This is a genomic window from Nitratidesulfovibrio liaohensis (genome assembly GCF_011682075.1).
GTDB lineage: Bacteria > Desulfobacterota > Desulfovibrionia > Desulfovibrionales > Desulfovibrionaceae > Cupidesulfovibrio > Cupidesulfovibrio liaohensis.
Genome location: NZ_VSMK01000238.1, coordinates 1 through 4,171, shown reverse-complemented (window position 1 = coordinate 4,171; position 4,171 = coordinate 1). Strand labels below are relative to the sequence as shown.

3 protein-coding genes are annotated in these 4,171 nt (G+C 69.2%); all 3 read left to right on the top strand.

All coding sequences use genetic code 11. From position 1 onward, the window contains the following. The coding region (locus tag FVW27_RS09280) for a PAS domain-containing sensor histidine kinase (RefSeq protein WP_243838318.1) at positions 1-1,169 on the top strand (1,169 nt) is incomplete at its 5' end. Positions 1,170-1,343: 174 nt separating this feature from the next. Next, entirely contained in the window at positions 1,344-2,420 is a 1,077-nt protein-coding gene (locus FVW27_RS09275) for a substrate-binding periplasmic protein (RefSeq protein WP_341806115.1), read from the top strand. A gap of 512 nt (positions 2,421-2,932) precedes the next feature. Next, on the top strand, positions 2,933-4,171 hold a 1,239-nt coding region (locus FVW27_RS09270; protein WP_167124557.1), incomplete at its 3' end, for an HlyD family secretion protein.

Below are 4,171 nucleotides of genomic sequence, written 5' to 3'. Positions count from 1 at the left end.
TCTCCGCGCTGCTGGAGGCCCGCGCCCAGGGCAAGGCATGGAGCGGGCGAGCCCGGCTGCGGCGGGGCGACGGCGCGTCGTTCGAGGCGGAATGCCGCTTGGCTCCCTTGCGTGATGGCGCGGGCGCGGTGACCCACTTCGTGTGCACCATAGAGGACGTCAGCGAGCGGCTGCTGTTGCAGGCCCAGCTGTTGCAGGCCCAGAAGCTGGAATCCATCGGGCAGTTGGCCTCGGGCATCGCGCACGAGATCAATACCCCCATCCAGTTCGTGGGCGACAACGCGCGTTTTCTGGGCACGGCGGTCAGCGCGCTGGATGTGGCCATTGCCGGGTACGACGCACTGCTGCGCCAGGCGGTGGCGGCTTGCGGCGCGACGGAGGGCACGGCCCCTGGCGCCGCTGCTTCCGGCGGGACTGGTGACGCCGGGGGGCTGCTGGCCGGGGCGGCACGCCTGCGCGAGGAAACCGACGTGGATTTCGTGCTGGCCGAATTGCCCGCGGCCGTGCGCCAGGTGCAGGACGGTGTGGAGCGCGTCTCCGGCATCGTGCGGGCCCTGCGCGAATTCTCGCACCCCGATGTCGGGGGCAAGGTGCCGGTGGACGTCAACGCCGGGCTGGCCAACACGGTCACCGTGTGCCGCAACGAGTGGAAGTACGTGGCCGAGGTGCACCTGGACCTGGTGCCTGACCTGCCCCATGTGATGGGCCACGCGGGTGACCTGAACCAGGTGTTCATGAACCTTCTGGTCAATGCCGCCCACGCCGTGGACGACCGGTTGCGGGCCGATGGCGTCGCGCAGGCCGACGCGCAGCCCGGAAGCCGCGACACGGCACGGGGCCCGGACGAGGAAACGGTACCGGATGCGGCCAGCGGCATGGGTGCGGATACGACCGGACGGGCGCGGGGGCACATCACAATCAGCACCCGGATCGTGGACGGCGAGGTGCTGGTGCGCGTGCGCGACGATGGGACCGGTATCGCCCCGGAAGTGTTGCCGCGCATCTTCGACCCCTTTTTCACCACCAAGGAGGTGGGGCGGGGCACCGGCCAGGGGCTGGCCATTGCCCGCAATCTGGTGGTGAACAAGCACGGCGGGCGCATCGAGGTGGACAGCAAACCCGGAGAGGGCGCGGAGTTCATCGTGTATTTGCCCGTGGGGACGCCGTGAGGATGTATGGCTGCGCAACGCAACACAACGGGGCGCGGGTGGTGGCGCGATCTTGCCGAGAGTTGAGGAGGCAGGTCTGACAGGGCATTGGCGGCGAAGGCAGGGGGCGTGGCAGGCCAGGCCCGGGCAGGCCGAAGCAGATGGAAACCTGGGGCAAGGGAAAGGAGCAGGGGCGTGCAGTGTGATGGGTACCGCAGGCCGCGCACCTTCGCGGGGCAGGTGGCCCGGTGCGTGGTCCGAAGTTTGACCTGGCATGCGGCCCGACCTGCCGGACACGGCCTGGTGCGCATGGCGGCATGTCTTGCCGTCTGCCTTTTCCTGTCGATGCCGGTGGCGTCGCTGTCCGCCCGGACGAATCCGCTTCCGGCGGCCTCTGCGAGGCAGGACTCCGCCCGGCAAGACTCAGCCCGACAGGATTCCGCCCGACAGGATTCCACATGGACGGGGCAGTCAACGCGGCCCGATGCCTCCGGGCTGGTCTTCGTCACCCAGCAGTATCCGCCGTTCAACTACCTGGAGCGCGGTGAGGGTACGGAACGCGTGGGCGGCCCCGTGGCCGAGATCATCACCATGGCCTGCGCGCGCATGGGGGTGGGCTGCACCTTCCGCCTGCTGCCGTGGGCGCGCGCGCAGCAGGAGGTGCGCAACGGCACGGCGGACGGCATTTTCACCATCGGATTCGTGCCGGAGCGCCAGCAGTGGCTGCATTTCTGCCCGCCGCTGTTGCGCGTCGAATACGGTTTTTTCGTGCGCATGGAAAATCCCCTGCACTACGTCACCCCCCGCGATGTAACGGGCTACCGGGTGGGGGTGTACGGCCCCTCGCTGACGTCGGACATTCTGGGACAGCTGGCGCGGCAGGTGCCCATGACGGTGGATGTGGCCCCCGATAATGACGCCGGGTTCCTCAAACTGGCGCAGGGCCGCATCGACGCGGTGTTCTCCAACCGCGAGAACGGCCTTGCCACCATCGCCCTGCTGCGCATCGCCAACCTGCGCTATGCGGGCTGGCACAGCCGGGTCGATTACACGGTGGCCTTTTCGCGCCAGACGGCGCCGGAAGTGGTGGAAGCCTTCGAAGCCGCGTTGCGCGAACTGCACCGGGAGGGCGAACTGCAACGATGCCTTGCCCGGTACGGGTTGCAATCCACCTATCCCGATGTGCAGGACGGCAAGGACCGTGAGGGCACGCGGGGCAGGCCGCGCGGCGAAGGTCCGGCTGGCGCGAACCCCGTGGCCACGTCCGGCTGAAGCGTTAGCGGGGAGTCGGCCCGGCACGTCGCCCGGCACGTTCGCCCGGCACGTTCGCCCGGCACGTTCGCCCGGCACGTTCGCCTGACACGTTCGCCTGACATGACCGCCCGATCCTCGACGTGCTCCCGGCTCCTCCCTGACTCGCCTCCTGATTGGTTAGCAAGGGCCGTTGCCGTCGGGTATGCGCGCTGCATCCGTCAGTTCACGCCGGGCCGCGCCACGCCGGGCCACGCTCAGGCGATCACTCTCGCCCGTGCGGGTGAGCACCTTCGGGACCGGCATTGCCCGGTTGCGTCCCCGGCACGGCATGCGCTATGCATTGCCGTTCCCGAAAGCGGCAATTCCGACGCCACCTCCGGGGGGCCTTTCCGTGAAGGAACAGGGCCCCGGCGGTCCGGCATGTTCCGTTTCGGCCCCACGACCGAATCCCGGCTGTTCCGCGCGTGCGCCATGGCCGGTTTTCCCACACGCACACCACGCGTCCGCGCGTGCCCACACGGCGATACGGCATGAACAGCAAAAAACGCATCCTTGGCATACTGCTCGGCGTCATGGTTCTGGCGGCGGGCATCTGGTACTGGCATGGCCTTGGCAAGGTGGAAACCGACGATGCCCAGGTGGACGGGCGCATCTTCATGGTTTCGCCACGCGTGGCGGGCTACGTGGTGGACGTGCCCGTGGAGGACAACCAGTTCGTCAAGGAAGGTGAGGTGCTGGCCCGGCTGGACCCCACCGAGTATGAGGTGGCCGTGGCCGAGGCGCGCGCCCAGCTTGCCGCTTTGCAACGCGGCGTGCCGCTGGAGCTTTCGCAGACCGTGCACCGGGTGACCGGCGCCCAGGCCGTGGAAGAAGCCACCAAGCGCCGCGCCGCCCAGGCTCGTGACGAAGAGGACGCCGCCCGCTACGAAATGGAGCGCCTGTCCACCGAGCAGGCCCAGGCCGCGCTGGACCGGCGCCGCCTGGATGCCCTGGTGGGGCAGGGTGCCGTTTCGAGAGAGGCGGCGGACCGCGCCCGTTCCACCGATGATGCCGCCAAGGCCCGGCTGGAATCGTCCCGCGCCAAGCTGGAAGCCGCCAGCAAGGCCCGCGCTGCGGCAGAGGCCGAAATGCGCCGCGTGCGCGCCGAGGTGGACCTGGCCGGAACCGGGCAGGTGGTGGCGGAAATCCGCGCCCGCCAGGTGGAGGCCCAGCAGGCCAAGGTGCGCCAGGCCGAGCTGAATCTGGAATGGACCACCGTGCGCGCCCCCGTGGACGGCTACGTGACCAAGAAGAACGTGGAGCCGGGCCGCATGGTCACGCGCGGCCAGCCGATCATGGCCGTGGTGCCCATGTCGCCCGACCACCTGTGGGTGACGGCCAACTTCAAGGAAACCGAACTTACCGACGTGAAGCCCGGCCAGCCGTGCGAAATCCGGGTGGATACCTATCCCAACCTGGTGCTGAAGGGCCTGGTGGAATCGATCATGGCGGGCACCGGCGCGGCCTTTTCGCTGTTTCCGCCCCAGAATGCCTCGGGCAACTTCGTGAAGGTGGTGCAGCGCATACCCGTGCGGTTGCGCCTGACCGACTATGACCCCGCCACCATGCCGCCCCTGCGCGTGGGCATGAGCGTGGTGCCGGTGATCTTTACCGGCAGGGGCGTTTCCGAGGTGCCCCCGCGCGCCGTGGGACCGGATGGTGCCGCCGTGCGCGGTGAAGGGGCTGGCGCCAGTGCCGGGCAGGCGGCGAAGCCCGCCGCCAACGGTACG